Annotated in this window: 9 protein-coding genes and 2 pseudogenes; all 11 read left to right on the top strand. The window is 41.8% G+C overall.

Translation table 11 applies throughout. The annotated features are described in order from the left end of the window. Positions 1–380, top strand: a pseudogene (locus ACINWC323_RS0119345) (BrxR family transcriptional regulator); the annotation flags it as partial. A 10-nt stretch (positions 381–390) separates the two neighbouring features. Then, positions 391–1002, top strand: coding sequence for a DUF1819 family protein (locus ACINWC323_RS02475; RefSeq protein WP_000893011.1), 612 nt, complete (start codon positions 391–393; stop codon positions 1000–1002). A 16-nt stretch (positions 1003–1018) separates the two neighbouring features. Beyond that, positions 1019–1594, top strand: coding sequence for a DUF1788 domain-containing protein (locus ACINWC323_RS02480; RefSeq protein ID WP_000078544.1), 576 nt, complete (start codon positions 1019–1021; stop codon positions 1592–1594). A gap of 40 nt (positions 1595–1634) precedes the next feature. Further along, positions 1635–5315 carry a BREX system P-loop protein BrxC gene (gene brxC / locus ACINWC323_RS02485; RefSeq protein ID WP_002120185.1) on the top strand — a complete coding sequence of 1227 codons (3681 nt, stop codon included), beginning with the start codon at positions 1635–1637 and terminating at the stop codon, positions 5313–5315. A gap of 46 nt (positions 5316–5361) precedes the next feature. After that, positions 5362–8895 carry a BREX-1 system adenine-specific DNA-methyltransferase PglX gene (gene pglX, locus ACINWC323_RS02490; protein ID WP_001098044.1) on the top strand — a complete coding sequence of 1178 codons (3534 nt, stop codon included), beginning with the start codon at positions 5362–5364 and terminating at the stop codon, positions 8893–8895. Continuing rightward, positions 8892–10262: a hypothetical protein gene (locus ACINWC323_RS02495; RefSeq protein ID WP_001030448.1), complete on the top strand. Its 1371-nt coding sequence runs from the start codon at positions 8892–8894 to the stop codon at positions 10260–10262. The genes pglX and ACINWC323_RS02495 overlap by 4 nt, the downstream gene beginning before the upstream one ends. Beyond that, positions 10259–12883 carry a BREX-1 system phosphatase PglZ type A gene (gene pglZ / locus ACINWC323_RS02500; RefSeq protein ID WP_009515160.1) on the top strand — a complete coding sequence of 875 codons (2625 nt, stop codon included), beginning with the start codon at positions 10259–10261 and terminating at the stop codon, positions 12881–12883. Before ACINWC323_RS02495 ends, pglZ begins: the two co-directional genes overlap by 4 nt. Positions 12884–12912: 29 nt before the next feature. Continuing rightward, positions 12913–14952, top strand: coding sequence for a protease Lon-related BREX system protein BrxL (gene brxL, locus ACINWC323_RS02505; RefSeq protein WP_000443160.1), 2040 nt, complete (start codon positions 12913–12915; stop codon positions 14950–14952). A 63-nt stretch (positions 14953–15015) separates the two neighbouring features. Then, on the top strand, positions 15016–19746 hold the full coding sequence (locus ACINWC323_RS02510) for a PDDEXK-like endonuclease domain-containing protein (protein ID WP_000653919.1): 4731 nt from the start codon (positions 15016–15018) through the stop codon (positions 19744–19746). Between the two features lie 167 nt (positions 19747–19913). Further along, positions 19914–20939 (top strand): annotated as a pseudogene (locus ACINWC323_RS20440) (IS3 family transposase); the annotation flags it as partial. Positions 20940–21070: 131 nt separating this feature from the next. Further along, positions 21071–22180 (top strand): IS256-like element ISAba26 family transposase (locus tag ACINWC323_RS02520; RefSeq protein WP_009506471.1); only part of this gene is annotated, 1110 nt, incomplete at its 3' end.

Raw genomic sequence — 22180 nt, 5'->3', positions numbered from 1 at the left:
TGGCATGTCCGTGCCTATTGCCATCAGAGCAAGCAGTTTAAGGACTTTTTACTCTCCAGAATTGATCGCACACCTGTTGTGGTGGCGATTGAGTCAGTAGACCCTGCTCAGGATCAGCAATGGCATGAAGAAATTGTACTGACGCTGATCCCAATCCAAAATTGAATGAAGCTCAAAAAGCGCTGGTCGAAAAAGACTTCTGCATGCCTGATGGCAGATTACAGATTCCGGTGAAAAAAGCCCTGGCTCACTATACCTTGCAGCGATATCAGGCCGCGATCACGCTGGCTGAGGCGGAAGATGCCTTGAAATATACCTTAGTGTTACAAGGTTCAGATATCGAAAAGCTGTCGTCTTACCTGTTTGATCAAGCTTCATAGGAGATTGGCTATGTTAGAACAATTTTATTATGACAGTGACCTGATTGGCGGTTCCCTGATGGTGCGTGAAAGCCGGCTGATCGCGGATCTGTTATTACGAGAAGCGACTCCAGAACAATGGCATCAGGCAATTCAGATTGACAATATTCTGCAAAAAAGAACGCCTGCTTCAGCTCAACGCAATGCCACCGCTATTCGTAAGCGTCTGGAGCGCTTAGAGCCTGATTTCTGGAAAGCTTTGCGGGATGGGGATGATGAGCTGGCGACTCAGGTGGCTTTTTGTGGGGCACTGGAACGCAACCTGTTGCTGCTTGAGTTTATGGAAACGGTGATGAGAGAGGCCTATATCTCCCAGGCTCAATACTTGGATAGCTATATTTGGTCAGACTTTCTGGATGAGCGTTCACAACGCGATCTTGATATCTGTGATTGGAAAGAGTCCAGCAAGAAAAAAATGGGGCAGGTGGTGTTTCGCATCCTGGCAGAAGCCGGTTACTTAAAAAATACCCGTAAGCTGGAGTTGCAGCGTGTGATCGTCAGAGCAGAGCTGCGTAGCCTGTTGGAAGAACATTATAAACAACGCATTAAAAGATCTATGGAAGTGTCGCTATGGACGCGGTAGTTGTAGAGGGGCAGCAATGAGTCAAAAAATACATGAGCGTCTGAACCAGATTCCAGAGCGAATTCTTTCCACCGAGTTTCTCACCGGGCAAGGACTGGGCAATGAAATTGGCTTCTGGATTTTTGATTATGCACCTGAAGATGAGTTGAAAGTGCGCGAATATCTGCATTTTCTAGACGGGATGCTGGAGAAAAAACACAGTCAGCTGAAGGTGGTGAATATCAACCTGCTGCAAGCCGTGGTGGATTATCTGGCTGAGCGTAACTTCATCGATAAAGCCATTCAAATGCAAAAAGACAAAGGCGATGAGGCGCTGCTCAAAGCGCTGAAAGGCCCACTGCATATGGATAAGTTCGCGCCCTATCTGGTGAGTAAATATGCCACCAATGCGCAAGATATTGTGTTGATGACTGGGGTAGGTTCGGTTTGGCCACTGTTACGTGCCCATCACTTATTGAACAGTTTACATTCGTTACTGGGGCATAAGCCGGTCGTGCTGTTTTACCCAGGTTATTACGATGGTCAAGCCATGAGTTTATTTGGAAAAATTCCAAGCAACAATTACTACAGAGCATTCAGATTAGTGCCTTAACACGGCAAATAGAAATAAGAATTCGGGGGAATTGATTGAGATGAATATTAAAGAGCTTTTTTACAAGCCATTAGATCGTGCAATTAACGGGGTCGTAAAAGCAGACCAGAATGACAATACCACGGTTTATCAGGAACTCGATGAGTATGTGGTCACCAATGAACTGGAAAAGCATTTTCGGGACTTTTTCCAGTCTTATGGCACAGACCTGAGCGATCCTTCGATTGCTAACCGTGTCGGCGTATGGATTTCAGGCTTCTTTGGTTCAGGTAAATCACATTTCCTGAAAACCTTGTCGTATATTCTGGCCAATAAAGTGGCACGCGATGCGCAAGGTAACGAACGCAGTGCTGCAGAATTCTTTGATGAAAGCAAAATTCGTGATGCGTTTATCCGTGCGGATATTGGCAAGGCCGTCAGCCATCATGCCGATGTCATCCTGTTTAACATCGACAGTAAAGCCAGCTCCAATGATGATGGCAATCCGATCCTGAATGTGTTTTTACGCGTGTTTAACGAGTATCAGGGTTTTAGTGCTGACCATCCACATATTGCCCATATGGAACGTCACCTGAGCCAGAAAGGTGTCTACGAACGCTTTAAACAGGCGTTTGAGGAATCCAGCGGTATGTCCTGGCTAGAGGAGCGTGACGGCTATCAGTTCTATCAGGATGATGTCGAAACCGCGATTTCCCAAGCCCTCAACTTATCTGCTGAAGCTGCGCATAAATGGTTTGAGGATTCTGAGCAGACCTTTAGTGTTTCGGTCGAAAACTTCTGTCAGTGGGTGAAAGAATACTTAGATAGCAAAGGACCACAGCAACGGATATTGTTCCTGGTGGATGAAGTGGGGCAGTTTATTGGCAGCGATACCCGCTTGATGCTGACTTTACAGACCATTACTGAAAACCTTGGTACGATCTGTAAAGGCCGTGCTTGGATTGTCGTCACCTCACAGGCGGACATCGACGCGGTTCTAGGTGAGATGTCTTCTTCCAAAGCCAATGATTTCTCCAAGATTGCTGGGCGTTTTAAAACCCGTTTATCACTGTCCAGTTCCAATACCGATGAAGTCATCCAGAAACGTTTATTACGTAAAACCCCGGAAGCAGAAGCATTGCTCAGATCGGTGTTTGAGCAAAAGGGCGATATTTTAAAAAACCAGATTACCTTTGACCGTTCAGGCCCAACACTCAACAACTATGAGGGTCCAGACAGCTTTATCCATAACTATCCTTTTGCGCCGTACCATTTCCAGTTGGTGCAAAAAGTATTTGAAGAAATCCGTAAAGTCGGTGCGACCGGTGCACACTTGGCCTATGGTGAACGGTCCATGCTGGATGCGTTCCAGATGGCCGCGAATGCGATTGCTACAGATGAAGTCGGTGCACTGGTTCCTTTCCACCGCTTCTATACCTCAGTGGAAGGATTTCTGGATACTGCAGTGAAGCGCACCATCGACCAGGCAGGGCAGAATCAAACCCTAGATAGTTTTGACGTACAGATGCTGCGCACGCTGTTTATGATCCGCTATGTCGATATCATCAAAGGGACCTTGGATAACCTGGTGACTTTGTCGATTGAGAAAATTGACGAAGACAAGCTGGCATTACGCAAGCGTATTGAAGAAAGCCTGCTGCGTCTGGAAAAAGAGAGCCTGATTACCCGCAATGGTGATGAGTTCCTGTTCCTCACCAATGAAGAGCGCGATATCACCCGCAAAATTAAAGCCACTGATCTGGCTGCTTCAGAAGAAAATAAAGAGTTAGCCAATCTGATCTTTAAAGATTTACTGCGCGATCAGAACAAATACCGCCATCAAGCCAACAAGATGGACTATCAGATTGGTCGTTTCCTAGATAGCCATAGCCTGGATGGGAAGTATGAGAGCGATTTGAAAGTTGAAATTATTTCTCCGCTTGATACGGAATACAACCTCTACACTGAAGCTTACTGTATTGGTAAAAGTACTCAGGACGAAGGACAAGTGCTGTTTAAACTGGCAGACGATAAACAGTTCTTTAATGAACTGCGCACCTGGCTGAAAACCAATAAATTCATCCGCTTAAATGATGATGGCACCCAATCGGATATCAGCCGTATCCTGGCAGACCGTGGCCGTGAGAATCAGGAGCGTAAAAAACGCCTGCGTGCCCGGGTTGAAGAAATGCTGCTAGATGCGGAAAGTTATGCCTTGGGTCAACATCTACAACTTTCATCTTCTAGCCCTTCCACCAAGCTGGATGAGGCGTGTCGTTATCTGCTTGAAAATACCTATACCAAACTGAGCTATTTGCAAGTCTATCAGCAGGATGCCTGGCGTGAACTGAACGCCGTCTTGACTGTCGATGATATGGCGCAGCTCGGATTGTCTCTGGATGGTGGTCAAACGAATCCGAAAGCCCTACAAGAAGTGGAACAGTACATCTCGCTGCGGGCAACAGGTACAGAACGTATTCTGGTATCGGATGTGGTGGATCGTTTTGCTAAACGCCCTTATGGCTGGCCAGATGCCGAGATTTTATTGCTGGTAGGTCAGCTGGCGGCAATGGGGCGGATTTCACTGCAGTTAAATGGTGGCAGCTTGCAGTTAAAAGATGCCTTTGAGCCTTTACAAAACAGCCGCCGTCGACGCGATGTGTCGATCATTAAAAAGCGCCAGACTGATGATCAGGTGTTGAAACAGGCACGCCAACTGACCCAAGATCTATTCTCGGCTATGGGACCAGCGACAGAGAAAGAGCTATTTGAATTCTATACCCAACATTTTAAAAACTGGTTAGCCAACTTTAAGTCGTACAAAAGCAAAACAGATGTCGGACAGTTCCCAGGCAAGAAAGTGATTGAAAAGTTGATTCTGACTTTGGAACGTCTGCTGGCGAATAGCGACAGCTTCGATTTCTTTAAGGCCGTGGTTGATCACAAGGACGACTATTTGGATCTGGAAGAAGATTATCGTGACATTCATGAATTCTTTAGTAATCAGATGCCAAGCTGGCAACAACTGCAACAGGCCTTACGTCATTTTGAGAAAAACAAACAGGCGCTGGGCAGTGATGAGCTCGCTAAAAAAGCCCTCTCCGAATTACATCATATTTCAACCCTTGAATCGCCCTACGGCCTGTTAAATAAAATCGCTGATTTAGTTCGCACAGTTGAAAGCGTCAATGAGCGACTGTTGAGTGAGAAGCGTAGCCATGCGGTAGAGCAAATTGATGACAAGATCAAACAGTTAGAAGCCGAGATTAAAAACAGTGGCATCGCTACCGCTGAGCTGAGTAACAAGCTATTACGCCCACTACAACTGCTGAAAACGGATATTGAAGTGGAAACTAGCCTGTCCACCATCTATATGCTGCAAACCCAAACCGCCGTGGAGCGTTTTGATGAAGCCTTATATGAGCTGGAGAGCGAAGTTCAGGCGGAAATCCAGCGTCAGGCCAAAGCGGCACAACTGGCTCAGAGCAAAGCCGAGAGTGTAACCAACACTGCAACCACCTCCAGCCCAGTTACATCAACACCTGCTGCGAGTCCGGTACAGCCTGTGACAGCCGTAGTGCCACCGAAACCGGTAGTCGAAGTTGATGTTGCTAGCATTTACAGCAAAAGCTCCAGCAGTGTCTATCTGGAAACAGAAGAGTCAGTGGATCAGTTTGTAGACGCACTCAAAGCTGAACTGAAAAAAATCGTGAGTGATAAAAAGCGTGTGCGTATCCGCTAACTCGGGTTAGGGATATTGGCATCAGTCATTAATTAAAGGTTTAAAGATGAATACCAGTAATATTAAAAAATACGCACCGCAAGCACGCAATGATTTTATCGCAGCCATGCGCAAGCAGTCGGCCAAATACGGCATCACCGCAGACCGCACTTTACCAACAGAGCAGAAAGGCGACTTGTTGCTGATTGGCGATCAGGTTTTTCCCCTGTCAGTAATGAAACCGCGTGAAAAGCTGATCAAGCGCATTCAAACCAGCAGTTTTGAGCAGACCATCGATTATATCGCTTATAGCTGGTTTAACCGTCTTTGTGCGATTCGCTACATGGAATGCAAAGGCTTGCTGGATCATGGTCGTCGTGTACTGAGCAGTGCCGATGGCAGTGCAGGCTTGCCGCAGATTCTGGAAGAGTGTCTGGATATTGACTTACCGGGTTTAGATGCTAGCCGTGTGGCTGAACTCAAGCTGGATGGCAATAAAGACGAAGAGCTGTACCGAGAGCTGTTACTGGCTCAGTGTCATGCATTGAATCAGGTCATGCCATTATTGTTTGAACAGGTTTCTGATGAATCTGAGTTGCTGTTACCGGATAACCTCACCAAAACCGATTCCTTGATCCGTGATCTGGTCAGCAGCATTCCAGAAGAAGACTGGTCGGATGTACAGATTATTGGCTGGCTGTATCAGTTCTATATTTCTGAAAAGAAAGACCAGGTGATTGGTAAAGTCGTCAAGAGTGAGGACATTCCTGCCGCGACACAGTTATTCACCCCGAACTGGATTGTAAAATATCTGGTACAGAACAGTGTTGGCCGTTTATGGATGATGGCACAGCCTGACAGTACGCTGGCCAATAATTGGGAATATTATATTCAACCCGCTGAACAAACGGATGAGGTCAATGCACAGCTGAAACAGCTGATTGATGTTCGTATTAGTGAAGATGGCGATACTTTAAACCCTGAAAGCATTACGGTGCTAGATCCGGCCTGTGGTTCGGGGCATATTCTGGTGGAAGCCTATGATTGCCTGAAAGCCATTTATTTAGAACGTGGTTACCGCAGCCGTGATATTCCACGTTTGATTCTGGAAAACAACCTGTACGGCATTGATATTGATACCCGTGCGGCACAGTTGGCCAGTTTTGCACTGCTGATGAAAGCGCGTGAGGATGACCGCCGTTTATTTAGCAATCCACCGAAGCTGAATATTATTGCGTTGCAAGACAGCCAACCTGAACGTTTAGACGCATTGAGTCAGGATTTGGCAAACACTGGTATTGCGCAGGCGGATTTAAAAGAATTGCTAGAATTATTTGAACATGCTTCAACTTTTGGGTCTTTGATTCAGGTGCCTGAAGTATTCGCTAAAAAGCTGCCTGATTTAGAAACAAAGCTCAATATAGCATTAGCGTCAGGGGATATTTTTGCACAGCAGTCAGCACAGGAGTTATTACCTTTAGTGCAGCAAGCGAATTTATTAGCAAAGCAATATGATGCTGTGATTGCGAATCCGCCGTATATGGGTGGCAAAGGCATGAATACAGCCTTAAAAGATTTTGCCAAGAAGAAATTCCCTGACAGCAAGTCAGATCTATTTGCCATGTTTATTGAACGTGGTTTTGGATGGTGTAAAGAAAGTGGTTTTAACAGTATGGTAACCATGCAAAGCTGGATGTTCTTGTCATCTTATGAAGCGATGCGTGAAAAGTTATTACAAGATCGTACAATTCAAACCATGGCACATTTAGGTGCTCGAGCATTTCCTGAAATATCAGGGGAAGTCGTACAAACAACAGCTTTTGTGATGCAAGGGCAACATATAAATGGATTTAAGCCAGTATTTTTTAGACTTGTAGATACAGGGCAGGATCAAAAAGAATCAGAACTAAGATCAGGACTTAATCGTTTTGACTCTACGATTCAAGATGATTTTAAGAAAATTCCTGGTAGTCCTATTGCTTATTGGGTAAATATACAGACTCGAAATTTATTTTCTGGAAATAAGCTTTTAGGAGAGATTTCAGAACCACGTCGTGGGTTGGCAACAAATGATAATAATAAGTTCATTAGAAGATGGGCAGAAGTTAGCAATCAAAAAATGGCATTTGGTTCTATAAATAGGGAAGATGCGAAAAATTCTAATAAAAAGTGGTTCCCGTATAATAAAGGTGGAGAATTTAGAAAATGGTATGGAAATAATGAGTATTTAGTTAACTGGGAAAATGATGGTGAAGAAATGTTTGCGCTTGCAAAAAAATTATATGGTAGCCCAACACGAACAATAAAAAATCTTCAATATTATTTTAGAAATGGCATATCTTGGTCAATGATTGGCTCTGGGACATTTAGTGTACGTTATATGGATAATGGTTATATTTTTGATCAGGCAGCTGATAGTTTATTTGCTAGAAATAATGAACTCCTTGAAATTATAGGACTTATGAATTCACCTGTACTAGAATTTTTGAAAATAATAATAAATCCTACTATGAATACAACAGCAGGTGTAATCTCTCAATTGCCTTATGTTCCTTTCTCAGCCTCAAATCAGGCAAGAGAAAATGTAGAGGAGATGATTAAATTTGCAAGAGATGACTGGAATGTATACGAAACCTCATGGGACTTTACTCAAAACCCAATCATTCGTACGCAGCAGTCAAACCTAGAACAAGCGTTTAACACATGGCAACAGCAAAATGCTGACGCTGTGGCAGAAATGAAACGTCTAGAAGAAGAAAACAATAAGCTGTTTATTGATGCTTATGGTTTACAGGATGAATTAACGCCAGATGTTCCTGATGAGCAAATCACTTTAACCCGTGCCGACCGTGAAAAAGACAGCCAACGTTTAGTGTCTTATGTACTTGGCTGCATGATGGGACGTTATAGCTTAGATGAACCAGGTTTGATCTATGCCCATGCAGGCAATCAAGACTTCGATGCCAACCGTTATCTGAAATTCCCAGCCGATGCTGACGGCATTATTCCATTGACTGAAATGCACTGGTTTGAAGACGATGCAACGCACCGTATTCGAGAGTTCTTAACTGCAGTGTGGGGTAAAGATACACTGGATGCCAATATGCAGTGGTTGGCAGAAAGCTTGGACAAAAAAGCCAACGAAACAGCGGAAGACACGATCCGCCGTTATCTTGCTAGTAAGTTTTATAAAGACCACATGCAGACCTATAAAAAGCGCCCGATCTACTGGTTATTCAGCAGTGGTAAACAAGGCGCTTTCCAGGCATTGGTGTACTTGCACCGCTATAACGAAAGCACTTTGGCGCGTATGCGTACCGAATACGTCATGCCGCTGATTTCCAAAATGGCTGCTTATGCTAATTCTCTGGAAACAACAAAAGAAAGCAGTGACTCTGCGGCTGAAATCAAACGTATCGAGAAAAAACTGCAAGACTTGCATAAGCAACAGGCTGAACTGAGTACTTTTGAAGAAAAATTACGTCACTATGCCGATCAGCGTATTACGTTAGATCTCGATGATGGGGTGAAAGTAAACTACGGCAAGTTTGGGGACTTGTTAGCTGAAGTTAAAGCGATTACGGGTGATAAAACAGAATGAATAAAGCTCAAATTGATCAGGTAAAGATACATATTGAAGCTTATTATGCGCTCGGGCTTTCAAATATTCTTGCTCAACAGCATTCTCATATATCAGACCTAAGCAATGTTCAGATTGGTGAATATACAGCACAAGAATTTCTCAGTGCATCTAATAAGGTTTTCAACCAATTTAAAGAAGAGATCGATACCGTATTTGCTAAAGCTTTACCATATAGTTATCAATTTCAAAATGAATATGGTGGTGCAGATTTAAATCAAGATCTAGCTGGTTATTTACAAAATATTAATAATCGAAATTTCCCTGCTGCGGTTTTACATCTTAATCGTTTAATTCATTACCAGGCAATAAATGGGTTTTGGGAGAAAAGTAAACGGAAATATTTTCGAAGTTCGGAACTCTCTGTTCAGCAAGATAAAGAACGTATCGAGTTAGTCTCTACTCATCTAGAAGCCACATCACAACGATTAGAGACTTTGTTGAAAGTACTAGAAACTAGCAAAGATGATTTGGATTCTTTTACTTCCGTAAAAAGAAGTGAATTAAGTGAAATAGAGGCGTTAGTAACTGCGAGTCGAAATCACTCATCAGAAATTACTAATCTGCAGAGTCAGGCTGCGGTCTTAATTGAAAAAATAAATTCTTTATTACAGGCATCTGAAGAGAAAAAAGCGGATTCAGATCAACTGTTGATCGAGACACGTGCACAATTACAAACGTTAAAAACGACTTTTGAGAACATAGAGCAAAATATTTTAGAACAAAAAAATGATTTTGAAACTCTTAAACAGGATTTCAAATCTAAGCTTACCTTTGTAGAGAGCAAACACGCATACTTTGAACAACGGAATCAATATCTAGATGATCTAATAGGTAGAGAAGTTGGTGCATCTCTGTTTGAAACGTTTAAGCAAAGGAAAACTGAATTAACAGATTCAATTAAATTTTGGAAATGGAGTATTCCTACTATAGCACTAGTATCCGCTTTTTGGATCGTCTATCTATTTTGGGGAGTTGATCCTGCATCGATTAGCTGGCAGTTGCTTTTAATAAATTCAATAAAAACCTTGCCTGTATTGGGATTGTTTTTCTTTACGACTTCTCAATACACCAAAGAGCGTAACTTTCAGGAAGAGTATGCATTTAAGTCCGCAGTTGCACTTACAGTTAATTCTTATGCAGAACAATTAAAAGAGACTGCTAATCAAGACAAGTTAATTATGGATTCTGTGCAAACCATATATATGCCACCCAGCAAACAAAAAGTAGAGCAGCAAAAAGAGGGGGTGTCTTCAATTCAAAACTTAAAAGAAATGATTGGCCAAGTTAAAGAAATTAAAGACATTGTGGGTGATAGTAAGCCATGAATTTAGATCAACTAAAACAAGGTCTGGAACAAGCCTTTTATACTGAACAGCATCGGATTGTCTTTTGGTACGATGCAGAACAGTCATTTACTGAAGAAATCAAAGCCCTAAAGCTGAATGATGTCCATATTCTAAATATGGCAGAAGAGTCGAGTTTGGCGATCAAGCTCAAACTGGAACTTGAGGATCAGCAGGGTAAATACTTGCTGTATTTCCCAAGTCCAGAGCCTGAAACCGAAAAAGACTGGCTACTGGACATTAAGCTATATTCTCGCAGTTTCTATGCCGATCGTTTCTCGATTATCTTTAATGAGCTTGGGCTACAGCAACAAAGTTTAAGAGAACATCTGGCTAAACGTGAAGAATTCCTCAAAGCCAAAGCCCGTCTGAGCACCTTAAAACGCTATATCCAGTCTGATGCAGATGCACAGGATCTGGACATGGCTATGATTGCAGCTGTGGTCAAGGCTGACAGTGTCGAACTCATGCATATCGTTCTGGCACTGGCAGATGAAGTGGTACAGCAGAACCTGGCTCTGGAAGTCAATCCGGAATCCTTTGCTGAACTGGAAAAATTCCAACTGGTGCCAGCTTTAATTACCGCATTACAGACGGAAATTGGTTATCCAGCATCGGTTGAAGAATTGAATGGGGAAGCACCATTCAAGCTCGGTACGTTCTTTATCCGGTTGATGAGCACAGGTTTCTGTGAAAGCCTGGGCGATATACCGCTATGGGCTCAAGAACTGGTGATGTCATCTGTCAGTTCACGTGCGACGGCTAGAGCCTTTTTGTCACGCTGGAGAGACAGCTCCAAATACTACCCAACCTTCGATACACTCTCCCAGACCGTGGCCAATGCACTGCGGATCCAGGAGAAGGTCGGGGCTTTTGATCTGGAACAGCTGCTCGATGTCATGACCTTTGAAGTGATTGAACAAAAGATTATTGTTGATTTGGCCAGTCATATCCCTGCAGCAACCCAAGCTGAACTGGAACATTTCAGAACGATTATTTCTACCCGTCTGGATGGCTATTGGGCTTCCAAACATAAGGATGATGCAACACGCCGTAAATATCGCACGGTCTATACAGCGTTGCAGGCAGCCATTGACCTGTTCAGCCTGCGACAGCAGTTTGATTCCGGGTTCTATTTCGACTCCAGTGAAGCCTTGTATAAAGCCTACGAGCAGGAGTTGTATCGCTTTGATATGACCTATCGCCACTACAGTACAGCCTCACAACGAGCTCATGTCGATATCCTGAAAAAACTCGATGAAGAAATCGAAAATTGCTATTCCTACTGGTTTATCGATTACCTGGCGTGCAACTGGGGAGAGCGGATTGAAGCTGAACAACGCTTGAATGTCTGGAAAATAGCAGATATCCCAAATCAGCAGAACTTCTATGATACCCATGTCAGACCCCTACTGGGTTCTGCAACGAAACGCCGTATTGTAGTGATCATCAGTGATGCTTTCCGCTATGAAGCTGCAGTAGAGGTGTGTGATCGTATCAATGAAAAGCGTTATTCAGAAGCGACTTTGTCTTCACAGCTGGGAGTTGTGCCAAGTTATACCACACTCGGCATGGCCTCATTACTGCCACACCAGACTTTGGAGTACAAAGAGAGTGCAGGGGATGATGTTTTAGTAGATGGACAGTCCAGCAAAGGAACTGCAGCACGATCCAAAATTCTGGCAGCCTATAATGGTCTAGCCGTGACCGCTGAAACGGTAAAAGGCTGGTCGCGTGATGAAGGCCGTGAAGCACTTAAAGACCATGATCTGATTTATGTTTATCATAACGTCATTGATGCACGCGGTGACAGCGTCTCGACAGAATCAGAAACTTTTATGGCCGTGGAACATGCCATTGAAGAGCTGACCGAGCTAAGCCGTAAAATCTTACTGCATTTCAATATTTCTACCCTGTTGATCACAGCTGACCATGGGTTCTTGTTCCAGCAAAGTAAACTGGAATCTGCGGATCGTTCTATCTTGACTGAAAAACCTGCCAATGTATTGAAGAGCAAGAAGCGTTATGTGATCGGACATGGTTTGCCAGTGAGCAAAGAAGCCTGGAAAGGTTCAACCCAAGCTACGGCAGGTACATTATCTGCGACTGATTTCTGGATTCCAAAAGGGGCAAACCGTTTCCATTTTGTAGGAGGTTCACGTTTCGTGCATGGCGGCATCATGCCTCAGGAAATTGTGGTGCCGGTACTGACAGTGAAACAGCTACGTGGTGAAAAGGCTGGACAGCGAACCAAGCGTAAAGTTGAGGTCATTTCTACCAAATCTACGCTGAAGATGGTCAATAACATCCAGAAGTTTGATTTGATGCAAACTGAAGCTGTCAGTGAACTGGTCATGCCAGTAACCCTGTCGATTGCCATTTATGATGGGGATGTCAAAGTTTCCAGTGAAGAAACTCTGACCTTTGATAGCAGTACCGACTCTATTGCGGAACGGGTAAAACAGGTCAGACTGTCTTTGTCTGGCACTGATTTTGACCGTAAGAAAGATTACTTCTTGGTGCTGAAGGACAAAGACCTGAATATCGAAATGCAGCGCTATAAGGTCAGCATTGATCTGGCATTTACCGATGACTTCTTCTGATAACGAATTAACGATAGAGCGTAGCCTACATGGAATCTGCTAACGATAAAGAACTGGATCAGCTGCTGAATGAACACTTTGCTGGGCGGGTGGTACGTAAGGATCTGACTAAACTGATCAAAGAAGGGGCCAATGTCCCTGTCTATGTGCTCGAGTACCTATTGGGGATTTACTGTGCCTCGGATGACCCTGAGATCATTGAACAGGGGCTGCGTAACGTAAAGACCGTTCTGGCAGAGAATTATGTCCGCCCGGATGAAGCGGAGAAAGTAAAATCCCTGGTTCGTGAACGTGGCAGTTATAAGGTCATTGACCGAGTTACCGTGAAGCTGAATGAGCGTAAGGACAAATACGAAGCCTCTTTCAGTAATCTAGGTATTAAAGATGCTGAGATTTCGGCAGGCATCGTCAAAGAGTATGAAAAATTACTCGTTGGTGGTATCTGGGTGATTGCAACACTCAGTTATTATTTTGATGAAGGACAGTCAAATTCTCCATTTGGTGTGAGCCTACTCAAGCCGATTCAAATGCCGAATATGAATATGGATGAACTCTTCAGTGGAAGAGCAGCATTAAGCACTGATCAGTGGCGCGAGAGTTTAATCCGTTCGATCGGCATGGAACCGGCTTCGCTAAAAGAGGACGTGCAATGGCAGCTATTAGCACGTATGGTTCCGTTCGTTGAAAATAACTATAACGTTTGTGAACTGGGACCACGCGGTACCGGGAAAAGCCATATTTACAAAGAATGTTCACCGAATAGTATTTTAGTCTCCGGTGGGCAAACGACTGTCGCCAACCTATTCTATAACATGAGTAGCCGCCGTATTGGTCTGGTTGGCTTATGGGATGTGGTAGCCTTTGATGAAGTCGCCGGTATTTCCTTTAAGGACAAAGATGGCGTACAGATCATGAAAGATTACATGGCCTCAGGGTCTTTTGCCCGTGGCCGCGAACAGATGGAAGCCTCTGCTTCAATGGTTTTTGTGGGTAATATCAACCAAAGCGTGGAATCCCTGGTCAAAACCAGCCATCTATTGGCACCTTTCCCTGAAGCCATGATCGATTCGGCATTCTTCGATCGTTTTCATGCTTATATCCCCGGCTGGGAAATTCCGAAGATGCGCCCGGAGTTCTTCACCAACCGTTATGGATTGATCGTTGATTATCTAGCTGAGTTCTTCCGGGAAATGCGTAAGCGTAGCTTTGCAGATGCCATTGAGAAGTACTTCAAACTCGGCAACAACCTGAATCAACGTGATGTGATCGCCGTTCGCAAGACGGTTTCCGGATTGATGAAGTTGCTCTACCCACACGGTCAGTTTAATAAAGAAGATGTACGCCAGTGTCTGGAATATGCCCTGCAGGTACGTCGTCGGGTCAAAGAACAGCTGAAAAAAATTGGTGGCATGGAATTCTATGATGTGCATTTCAGCTACATCGATAATGACACGCTTGAAGAGCACTTTGTTTCAGTCAAAGAGCAGGGTGGAGGTGGACTGATTCCCGAAGGTCCAGCCAAGCCAGGTTTCTTATATACCATCGGGCTCAGTAATAAAGGCATGCCAGGGTTATACCGCTTAGAACTTCAAGTCACCAAAGGTTCAGGAAAGCTGGCGACATCAGGCTTATGGAATTCAAGCAGTGCCAAGGAGCAGGTCAAGGTCGCATTTGACTACTTCAAGGCCAATGCATCTCGAATCTCGGGTGGCAGTAAGGTGATGGAACATGACTTCCACTTACATGTGGTTGAATTACAGAACACCGGACCACTCAGTCATCTTGCTCTGCCAAGTTTAGTAGCTTTCGCTTCTGGCCTGTTAGGACGATCGGTACAAAGTCAGATGGTGGTACTGGGTGATATAAGCTTGGGTGGTTCTGTGACACCGGTGGAAAGTATTGCCGAATGTCTGCAAGTTGCTTTTGATGCGGGTGCCAAGAAGGTTGCTTTGCCAATGAGTAGTGCGGCAGATATCCCAACGATTCCTGTAGAACTGTTTACCAAGTTCCAGACCAGCTTTTATGCAGATCCGGTGGATGCGGTATTTAAAGCTCTGGGTGTGGGTTGAGTTGATTCTGTATAAATCAGTTAAAGAGAAAAGCTTTTGAAATGATTAGGAAATATGAATCACATGAAGGATTTAATAACAGCTATTTTGGTTAAACAGCCCAAACTTACTGCTAGAGAAATTGCTAAAACTCTTGGTATTGAAAAGAAAGAAGTGAATGCTTTTTTATATCAAAATCAAGATATATTTTCACAAAATGAAGCCTTTTGCTGGTCTTTAGCTATAATCCCGTCAGTTAAAAATTTAGAAAGACCAATGATGAACTCTGAACTTGAATTAAATAATATTGTTAAAAATAAACTGATTCAATTGTTGGATTATGTATCTCATCAAGCTGAGGATACTCAAAAAATTCAATATGAAATGAGTGGTAATAGATTTTATTCTCATGATCTAGAAAAACTTCGTGGCTTAAAAATTCTGAATGATGACGATTGGTGGTTTCAAATTGAACGATTACAGCTTCAATCGATGCCGAAACCATCTCAAATACTCTCTTCCTATATTCATGTTGATGCCGAAAAAGAACCCACTGTTAATTTTTCTAGTTTAAATAAGATTGTATTTTTTAAAGGAGTTCATCAATTCCGTTTGCCCTACAGTAGCGTGGCATGTGATTTGATTACTAAAATTGACCTACTTCAGAAGCTATTCAAAGAATTCGAAAGTTATCAAAATATTTGGAAAGATTGGAAACAAAATAACGATGAGATTAAAAAATCTATTGTTGTTTACGATAAATTATTCTCATGGAATACCGCGATTAATTTAGGTGGAACAGGCGATGGTGAAGAAATTGTTGCAGGCTTTGGCTTAGTTGACTGGGTACTTCCAACGACTCAAAAATCTTACTCATATCCTCTTATTACTATCCCGTTAGAAATGGAGATAGAAAAAAATGGATTAATACGTGTAGGTGCCAAAGATACACGTGCCAATATAGAAATGGATGCCATCTTATTAGAGGATGATCTGCCTACTTCAGGACAAGTAAAAGTAACCTTAAAAGAAAACTTAAATAATGGTCGCTCATTACGCCTATTTGAAGGGGAAACTTACTCTGATATAGTTAATGCCTTCGTCGCGAATATTTTTTCAAAAGGAGCAATTGTTGAGGCAGAAAATAGGGCTATACCATCCAAAAATCTAACGGTGACATTAACATCAGTACTGTTTAGTCGTCCTAAAAGAAATTCTATTTTAAGCGATGACATTGAGTTATTAAAAACTAAACTTAATGACCCTTCAGTGGCTATACCTGAACAACCTTTATCGTTAGTGACAGAATTAAAAAGCGATATTAATCAAAAAGAGACTTATAGTTTTAGAGGGCGTTCTGGTACTGAGGGATTCGGATCAAAAGTTGAAGAGCTTTATTTCCCGCTGCCTTATAACAAAGAACAAATTACTATTGTCCAGAATCTGCTAATCAGCAGTGGTGTAGTGGTGCAAGGTCCACCAGGTACAGGTAAAACACATAGTATTGCCAATATTATCTGTCACTATTTGGCGAATGGTAAAAAAGTACTGGTAACTGCACAGCAGTCACATGTCCTTAAAACAGTACATGAAAAGATTCCTGATGAATTAAAGCCTTTGGTAGTCAGTCGCATTGGTTCAAGCAAAGAAAGTAAAAATCAGCTTGAATCTTCAATCGATTTGATTGTGCAAAAAATTACCCAAATGAATGTTGCAGAAGTTCGAAAAACGATCGAAGTTCTAAAACATCAAATAGATCATAACCATCATGAAATGGCTTTGATTGATCGAGAAATATATAACTTTGCAGAAAAGCATTATCAGAATATTGAAGTAGATGGTAATAAAAAATTACCTATGGATATCGTGAAAACGGTATTAGAAAGTAGAGTATCCTGCGAATGGTTTACCGACCAATTAACTTTGGAGGAAAAAGACCAGTTTCCTTTTTCCCAGATTGAGTTGATTCAATTGAGAGACTCAAGGAAGAAAATAGGTACAAACTTACCATACATAAATTATGGACCTCTACCAGCTCCTGAAAAGCTGTTAGATTCGGCGAGCCTGAAGAAATTAAGTGAGTTCTTAAAAGAAAAAGATGAGATTGAGGAATTCTTAAAGCAAAATGACCTACATAATTTCAAGGAAACTATTTCTGAATCAGAAATTAATGAGCTAAGAGATTGGTTGAAGATTTATCTAGAAGATCTAAACTTTGTTCTTGATCAAGCAGAACCATGGTTATTGAGCTATTTCAAGAAGATAAATGCAGAAGATAAGGCTATGGAACTTGATATCTATAGTAACCTTATTCAAGAAGTTCAGCCTTTATTGGAATACAGGAAAACGCTACTAATTGATCCCATAGAGCTGAATTTTGAGATACAACCAAACTCAAAAGAATATCAAGCTGTTCAACGTGCTGTTGATACAGGTAAGCCATTTAATTGGTATCATTTTGGTACTGCTGAATTACAAGACCTTTTTAAGTCAATTAAAGTTTCTGGAAAATATCCTGATACATCAGATGAATGGAAAAGACTTAAAGAATATCTTGATAGAAAGCAGACTCTTAACATCTTTATGAGCAAATGGAATAGTATTGCAGCACAATTAGACATTCCTTTAATTGAGTTAAATAATCGTAATATCGATGAAATATTAAAAGAGTTCACGCAGCTCATCAGTAGAACCCAAAAATGCCTAGATTTGAAAAATAAATATTTGGATCTATTTAATACGAATTATTTAAAAGCTTTTAAGAGAGCTAAATCTTTTGATTTCTACGGATTACCTAAAAATATTGATGACTTGATTCAATTGTTAGGGCAGAAGTTAAAAATATTTAATTTAGAAGTCTATCAACAACAACTGGCTGATCAAATCCTTTATTTATCAGAGTTTGGTAATAAAATATCAAATCAGTTAAAAAAAATTGTATCTCAGATTGATTCCGATTCATTACATGAAAGTGAACTTGGAGATTATGCTGATCTATTAAAAAAATTATCACATTTAAAAGATCTAACAGAAGATTTTGAAAGAGTTAAATCCGCCAGTATTAGATTGAGTAAAACAAATGCTTTGATTCTTAGTAAACATATTCTGGAAGTTCCGTACGCTGAAGAAATTGAAGATCCTGTATTACGTAATACATTGCTAGAGGCTTGGGAATGGAAACGTCTTGAGATTTTTGTAATAGCCATCAGTAATACAAGTCAAATTGAAAATTTGTATGAGCACCGTCGTATTCACGAGAAGAATCTATCTCAAAATTACGCTCAATTGGCAGCAAACAAGACATGGCTGGCATTAAAGGAAAATGCCTCAGACAAAATTTTAGTTGCATTACAGCGTTATAAAATTGCTGTACAACACTATGGAAAAGGGACAGGTAAGAATGCTCCACGTTATAGAAAAGATGCTCAAGTAGCCCTTAAAGAGGCAACAGCAGCTATTCCTTGCTGGGTCATGTCACATCTTCAGGTATCTGAATCTATGCCTGCTGAATTAGGCCTCTTTGACTTAGTGATTGTGGATGAGGCATCACAATCATCAATTGACGTATTACCTGTTTTAATGCGTGCTAAAAAATTATTAGTAGTGGGGGATAATAAACAAGTTTCTCCGAGTAATGTCGGTCTAGCAAGTGCTCAAATTGATGTATTAAGAAATCGTTATCTACATGGTCAGCCACATGCTGCATATTTAACACCAGATATGTCTTTATACGACATGGCTTCTTCTATCTATGAGTCAAGTGTGATGCTTCTAGAGCATTTCCGCTGTCATCCTGCGATCATTAGTTACAGCAATAAAAACTTTTATGGTAACCGTATTAAGCCAATGCGATTATCGAAGAAATCTGAGCAGTTAAGTCCAGCTTTAGTCGCAATTTATACACCGCAGGGGTATAGAGAATCTAAAAATAGCAAACATATTAATCGAATAGAAGCGAAAGCAATTATTGAGGAAATGAAACTTCTTCTTAAAGATGAACGATACGCAAATAGATCAATCGGTGTGATCTCATTGTTGGGACCGGCGCAGGCTGAGTTCATTCAATCAGAAGCTTTGAATGAATTTGGTGCAGGGACTCTTACCCAAGTTCAATTTGCTTGTGGGGATGCTTCAGCATTTCAGGGTGCAGAAAGAGATATTATTTTCTTATCTATGGTAGCAGATCCTCAGAATTGTCATGCTTTGAGTCGATCCGATCATGAACAGAGATTTAACGTGGCTGCAAGCCGTGCTCGTGAACGGATGTATCTCGTCCATTCCGTGAGTCGTGATCATATATCTCCAAAAGATCTAAGGCTGAATTTACTCAATCATTTTTATGATTTGCAAGAAGATCAAAAAGCATCATTTGAAGCAAAATTAGATTTGTGTGAATCGGAGTTTGAAAAATCTGTATTTACGACACTCCATGAAATGGGTTACACAGTTACTCCACAGGTTAAGGTTGGAAGCTATCGAATCGATTTAGTCGTTGAGTCAGATGGTGATCAGCGTTTGGCTGTTGAATGTGATGGTGATAGCTATCATGGGCCAGAACAATGGCATGATGACATGACTCGTCAACGTGCTTTAGAACGCGCAGGATGGACATTCTGGAGATGCTTTGCATCGAGTTGGTTCATTGAACGTGAAAATATGATTATGTCATTAAAGGAAAAACTTGATGCAATGGGCATAAAACCTACACATGGAATGAGTAGCTTAATTCAAGATGTAGAACACAAAGTGTGGGTAGATGACGAATCTGAAATGAGTGCGGAAAATGACATCGAGAAAGATTTGTTAATTGTTTAATTGTACTAGCTTGTATTTAAATGGATTCGCTAGCGGACACTTACGTAACTAAAGATTACAGTAGTAATCTTTAGTTGTTGAAATTTACTTGGGTAAAAAAGGGTGAATAGCCACCGATTTTGTAGACACCTTTTAGTTAGATAAAATGGCTAATTAACGAGGTGCTTATGAGCAGTAAACGATACCCTGAAGAATTCAAAATTGAAGCAGTAAAGCAAGTTACTGAGAAAGGCCATAGTGTGGCCGAAGTTGCTGCACGTTTGGGAACCACCACCCATAGTATGTATGCCTGGATTAAACGTTATGATCCACAGCAGCCCAAGATCACAGAATCTAATGATCCAAGGGCAGAATTAGCAAAGTTAAAAAAAGAGCTGCAACGGGTTACTGAAGAAAGGGACATATTAAAAAAGGCCGTGGTGTACTTCGCAAGCCAGTCCAAATGAGGTACGCCTTTATTCGGGACAATCAGCATATATGGCCTGTTCGTCGTTTATGTTCAACTTTAGATGTTCATCACAGTGGTTATTACGCATGGTTAAAGCAACCCACCAGTAAAACTGCGCGGAAACGGCAACAGCTTTCAGGATTGATTAAACAGATTCTGGCTGGAATCTGTTGGTATCTACGGCTATCGCAAGATTCACTGTGATTTGAAAGATGTTGGTGAAAGTTGTGGGATTAATCGAGTACATCGGCTGATGAAAGCAGATGGTCTTAAATCTCAGCGCGGTTATCGTAAACCTAGAGCTCACGCTGGTGCTCCGGCTGTCGTTGCCGCAAACACTTTAGATCGACAATTTAATCCAACTCAGCTCAACCAGCTGTGGGTGACTGACATGAGAAGCACTGCTTCGCAAGATATCCGTACTCATGAAGGGTGGCTATATATCGCAGTTGTGATTGACCTGTTTTCACGTCTTGTTGTTGGCTGGTCTATGAAATCCAGAATCACGACAGATCTGGTTTTAGATGCGTTATTGATGGCTTTGTGGCGAAGAAACCCAAAGAACAAAGTCCTGATTCATTCTGACCAAGGCAGCCAATACACCAGTCATGAATGGCAAACATTTCTCAAACATCATAATCTTGAAAGCAGTATGAGTAGACGAGGAAACTGTCATGGTAATGCTGTTGCTGAGAGCTTTTTTCAGCTGTTAAAGCGAGAGAGGATCAAGAAGAAAATATATTCATTGATATGTGCTGAATTAGCAGGAGACTTTCACTTGGGATATGCTAGGCAGCTAACGGGACTGTTCTAAATTTTGTGTAAGTACTTAATTTTCATTTATCCTTCAGAGGATAATTACAAAAGGTACTTCACATGGATGAAGCAACAATCAAAAGTATGGCTGCCGAATTGGCTAAAGGTCTAAAAACACCAGAAGACTTAAACCAAATGACAGCAGTCTTTAAAAAATTCATGATTGAAACTGCACTCAATACTGAACTTTCAGACCATCTCGGTTATGAAAAGCATCAGCCCAAGAAAGGCTCAAATAGCCGTAATGGGTTTAGTTCTAAAACCATTACAACTCAAGATGGACAACTGGCTTTAGATATTCCCCGTGATCGAGAAGGTTCATTTGAGCCACAAATTATCAAAAAGCACCAAACACGCATCACCAGTATGGATGACCAAATCCTCTCACTGTATGCAAAAGGAATGACTAATAGGGAAATTGTAGCCTTCTTCAAAGAAATGTACGATGCCGATGTGTCAGCATCTCTCATCAGCAAAGTTACCGATGCTGTGATTGAGCAAGTGACTGAGTGGCAAAATAGAGCCTTAGATAGCCTTTATCCTGTTGTCTATCTTGACTGTATTGTTGTCAAAGTCCGTCAGCACTCCAATGTGATTAACAAGTCCGTATACCTTGCTTTAGGCATCAATATGGATGGGCAAAAAGAATTACTGGGTATGTGGATTGCTCAGACAGAAGGTGCCAAATTCTGGCTGTCAGTCATGACAGAGCTAAAAAATCGAGGAGTACAGGACATTCTTGTTGCCTGTGTAGATGGATTAAAAGGCTTTCCTGACGCGATAGCCTCTGTTTACCCTCATACTGATATTCAACTGTGTATTGTGCATGTTGTACGCAATAGCCTGAGATTTGTAAGCTGGAAAGACTACAAGGCTGTTACGTCGGGTCTGAAAGCGATTTATCAGGCAAGTACAGAGGAAAATGCTTTAAAGTCCCTAGACATCTTCTGTGATCAATGGAATCACCAGTATCCCAAAATTGGAGAATCCTGGCGGGCCAATTGGGAAAATATCCGAACGATCTTTAGCTATCCAGCCGAAATACGTCATGCTATTTATACAACAAATGCGATTGAGTCGTTGAATAGCGTAATACGCCATTCAACGAAGAAAAGGAAAATCTTTTCATCTGATGACTCAGTAAAGAAGGTCATTTACTTAGCAACATCA

It is taken from the genome of Acinetobacter sp. WC-323, assembly GCF_000314615.1.
GTDB lineage: Bacteria > Pseudomonadota > Gammaproteobacteria > Pseudomonadales > Moraxellaceae > Acinetobacter > Acinetobacter courvalinii.
Note: the sequence above shows the minus strand (reverse complement) of the source record. Positions and strands in the feature narration are given on the sequence as shown.

Bases quoted from the DNA above. Each gene is read 5' to 3' on its own strand.
- brxL (WP_000443160.1), top strand. From the start codon at position 12,913: ATGGAATCTGCTAACGATAAAGAACTGGATCAGCTGCTGAATGAACAC.
- pglZ (WP_009515160.1), top strand. From the start codon at position 10,259: ATGAATTTAGATCAACTAAAACAAGGTCTGGAACAAGCCTTTTATACT.
- ACINWC323_RS02475 (WP_000893011.1), top strand. From the start codon at position 391: ATGTTAGAACAATTTTATTATGACAGTGACCTGATTGGCGGTTCCCTG.
- ACINWC323_RS02510 (WP_000653919.1), top strand. From the start codon at position 15,016: ATGAAGGATTTAATAACAGCTATTTTGGTTAAACAGCCCAAACTTACT.
- brxC (WP_002120185.1), top strand. From the start codon at position 1,635: ATGAATATTAAAGAGCTTTTTTACAAGCCATTAGATCGTGCAATTAAC.
- ACINWC323_RS02480 (WP_000078544.1), top strand. From the start codon at position 1,019: ATGAGTCAAAAAATACATGAGCGTCTGAACCAGATTCCAGAGCGAATT.
- ACINWC323_RS02495 (WP_001030448.1), top strand. From the start codon at position 8,892: ATGAATAAAGCTCAAATTGATCAGGTAAAGATACATATTGAAGCTTAT.
- pglX (WP_001098044.1), top strand. From the start codon at position 5,362: ATGAATACCAGTAATATTAAAAAATACGCACCGCAAGCACGCAATGAT.